This is a genomic window from Pseudoalteromonas sp. SR45-4 (assembly GCF_014163535.1).
In the GTDB taxonomy this organism is placed as follows: domain Bacteria; phylum Pseudomonadota; class Gammaproteobacteria; order Enterobacterales; family Alteromonadaceae; genus Pseudoalteromonas; species Pseudoalteromonas nigrifaciens.
Genome location: NZ_JACJDO010000082.1, coordinates 1 through 3153 on the forward strand (window position 1 = coordinate 1; position 3153 = coordinate 3153).

General features: G+C 41.8%; 2 protein-coding genes and 2 pseudogenes. All 4 read left to right on the forward strand.

Annotation, left to right across the window (positions count from 1 at the left end):
- Positions 1 to 119: 119 nt before the first annotated feature.
- Positions 120 to 680 (forward strand): annotated as a pseudogene (locus H5058_RS17975) (CDP-glycerol glycerophosphotransferase family protein); the annotation flags it as partial.
- Between the two features lie 6 nt (positions 681 to 686).
- On the forward strand, positions 687 to 1373 hold the full coding sequence (locus tag H5058_RS17980; protein WP_182679357.1) for an ABC transporter ATP-binding protein: 687 nt from the start codon (positions 687 to 689) through the stop codon (positions 1371 to 1373).
- Entirely contained in the window at positions 1370 to 2617 is a 1248-nt protein-coding gene (locus H5058_RS17985; protein ID WP_182679359.1) for an ABC transporter permease, read from the forward strand. The genes H5058_RS17980 and H5058_RS17985 overlap by 4 nt, the downstream gene beginning before the upstream one ends.
- 11 nt (positions 2618 to 2628) lie before the next feature.
- Positions 2629 to 3033, forward strand: a pseudogene (locus tag H5058_RS17990) (DUF3299 domain-containing protein); the annotation flags it as partial.
- Positions 3034 to 3153 lie beyond the last annotated feature (120 nt).

The following is a 3153-nucleotide window of genomic DNA, read 5'->3' on the forward strand; positions in this document are numbered from 1 at the left end:
GTGCATTTATTTAAAGCGTTGCCGAATCGAGATGAGGGTGATGATGATTTTACCGACCTAATGCCGTGGAATGTGCAGCTAGACTTCGATTATAGCTAAGCGCACTGCTTAAATGCGCGCTTACGATCTGCTCTACATTCTCAAAACGCTTATCTCTTGCACCTAAACTTTATGAACAAATAAAACACTTTAGTGAAAGCGGTAAATGGCGACTCTTAGTTCAGTTTCATCCTAAAATGGCACAAGAGTGGGTTGATAAATACAAAGCGTTAAGTAATGACAATCTAACCTTTGTTGAAACAGACAATGTTATTCCTTTATTACAATCTGCTGATGTAATGCTGTGCGACACTTCATCCATATTACTGATGTTTTTGGTACAACGAAAACCGGTTGTAACGTTTTGCAATAAAGCACCTGAAAAACACTTACTTGATATTACGGATAAAAATAACGTTGAAGCCGCAATAGACTACGCACTAACTTACCCAAAAGAACTTGTAGATAATATTGAAGCTTTTTGCCAAGAGTTACACCCATACACAGATGGTAAGTCAAGCCAACGAGTACTTTGCGCAACCAATGAACTGTTGCATAGTGATGAAAAGCTCAAAGCTAAACCGCTTAATCTTCTTAGACAATTTAAAATGCGCAAAAGACTTAACTATTGGAGTTGGTAAGCCGTTATGATCAACCTTGAGAATGTCTCTTTCAAATGGCAAAAAAGCGCAGTCACCCCGACTCTCGCTATTAAGCAGCTTACGATTAATGCTGGGGAACATGTTTTTTTACATGGTCCAAGCGGCAGTGGTAAATCTACCTTACTGGCGTTACTGGCAGGCATTAATGTTACCACTAGCGGCCAACTTTGTGTTTTAAACCAAAACCTAAGTGCGCTCACCAACGCACAGCGCGATGTATTTAGAGCGGATCATATTGGCTATATTTTCCAAAACTTTAATTTACTACCTTATTTAACCCCATTAGAAAACGTGTGTTTAGGGTGCCAATTTTCGAAAAAGCGTCAGCAACACGTGCTCAGCCAAGCCGATAATTTAGAGAGTGAAGCAGCCAGATTACTCAATGCACTGGGGTTAGAGCCGCACTTTCATAATCAAAATGTTGCCACTTTAAGTATTGGGCAACAACAGCGTGTTGCTGCAGCACGCGCATTTATAGGCAGCCCAGAGTTAATTATTGCCGACGAGCCCACATCGGCGCTCGACACCAACAACCGTCAAAGCTTTATAAAACTGCTGTTTGAGCAAGCTAAGCACGCCAACAGTACTTTAGTATTTGTTAGCCACGACGAAAGTTTGCAACCACTTTTTAATCGCAGCATCGATTTAGTTAATTTGCAGGCAGCATCATGATCTTAATTAAACTCGCCTATAAAAGCCTATTAAACCGTCGTAGTAGCGTGCTGTTAACCTTACTTACCATCGCCATTAGCGTCATGTTACTGCTAAGCATTGAACGGGTACGCATAGACGCAAAAAGCAGTTTTAGTAATACTATTTCGGGCACCGATTTAATTGTCGGTGCGCGCACTGGCGATATTCAATTGCTGCTCTCGTCCGTATTTAGAATAGGCCACACTAACAATGGTGTGAGTTGGCAAAGTTATGAATACATAACCGGACAACGCGGCGTAAAGTGGAGCATTCCAATAAGCCTTGGCGACAGCCACAAAGGCCAAGCAGTATTAGGCACCACCCTTGATTACTTTAATTATTATCGGTTTGGCAAAAAGCAGCCACTGAGCTTTAAGCAAGGCCACGCATTTAACACGATTAACCAAGTCGTACTGGGGAGTGAGGTAGCGAGTAAATTAAACTATAAACTGGGCGACAGCATTGTTATATCTCATGGTATGGGCAGCACCAGCTTTCATCATCATGATGACAACCCGTTTAAAGTGGTCGGTATTTTAAATGCCACCGGCACCCCTGTAGATAAAACGCTGCATATACCGCTGGCCGCTATCGATTTAATCCATGGTGGCCATAGTGCAGAGCATGACGAACATGAGCACGAGGAACATAGCAACTTAGTTGGCCACCCAAAACAAATTACTGCGTTTTTAATGGGCTTTAACTCACCACTTTACACGCTGCAAATTAGGCGCAATATAAACCAATATAAAAAAGAAGCACTGCTGGGTATTATGCCCACAGTAACACTAAAAGAGTTATGGGAAATGCTCGCTATTGTTGAAAAAATACTGCTGCTATTTTCTGTTGTGGTAGTCATTATTAGCTTGCTTGGCATGTTAACCACGCTCCTAGCTAATCTTAATCAGCGCCGCAGAGAGCTTGCCATATTACGCTCAGTAGGCGCTCGGCCATGGCAGCTATTTACTCTCATTAGCATAGAGTCACTGCTTACCACTTTACTCGGCTGCATAGTTGGGTGTGTATTATTTTATGCGCTGATGTTTTTTGGCGCAGGTTACTTACAAAGTCACGCTGGTATTAGCATTAGTATTGCCATGCTCTCTTACTATGAACTCACACTTATAGGCGTTATTATGATTGCAGGATTTATTATTGGTTTAATTCCCGCTACTCGCGCTTACTTTTACTCACTCAGCGATGGCATGAGTATAAAAATATAACTAGGACAATCATGACGTTTTTAAAAGCAACTTTTCAATACATCGCCTTGGTAAGCTTAATGCTAACCAGCTTTGTTAGTAGTGCAAATCCACCCAAAGAAATTTTTTGGGAAGACCTAATTCCACAAGGTCATATGCAAATAAACACCCAAGCGCAAGCTAACCACGAAGGCAGTGAACAAAACTGGGTTCAACCAGATCTAAACGCACCTGTAGTAAAAGCACTTGATGGTAAATCGGTAAGCCTACCGGGCTTTGTAGTACCACTTGAAGGCGACAGTGAAGTAATTACCGAATTTTTACTGGTTCCTTATTTTGGCGCCTGTATACACGTACCGCCGCCGCCGCCAAATCAAATAGTACATGTAACCATTAAAGGCGGTGTCCCCATCGACAGCCTATACGACGCCTTATTGTAAAGCCCGATACGCCAAATATAAAAGTAAGTACGCCGCAGTTTCAATCAATGAATGTAAATTGGGATGCATTTAACTTAAATCAGCTCGATGATTTACCTACTTTATTAACGCCTGTCA

Coding starts and splice junctions, on each gene's coding strand:
- H5058_RS17980 (WP_182679357.1), top strand. CDS start 687: ATGATCAACCTTGAGAATGTCTCTTTCAAATGGCAAAAAAGCGCAGTC.
- H5058_RS17985 (WP_182679359.1), top strand. CDS start 1,370: ATGATCTTAATTAAACTCGCCTATAAAAGCCTATTAAACCGTCGTAGT.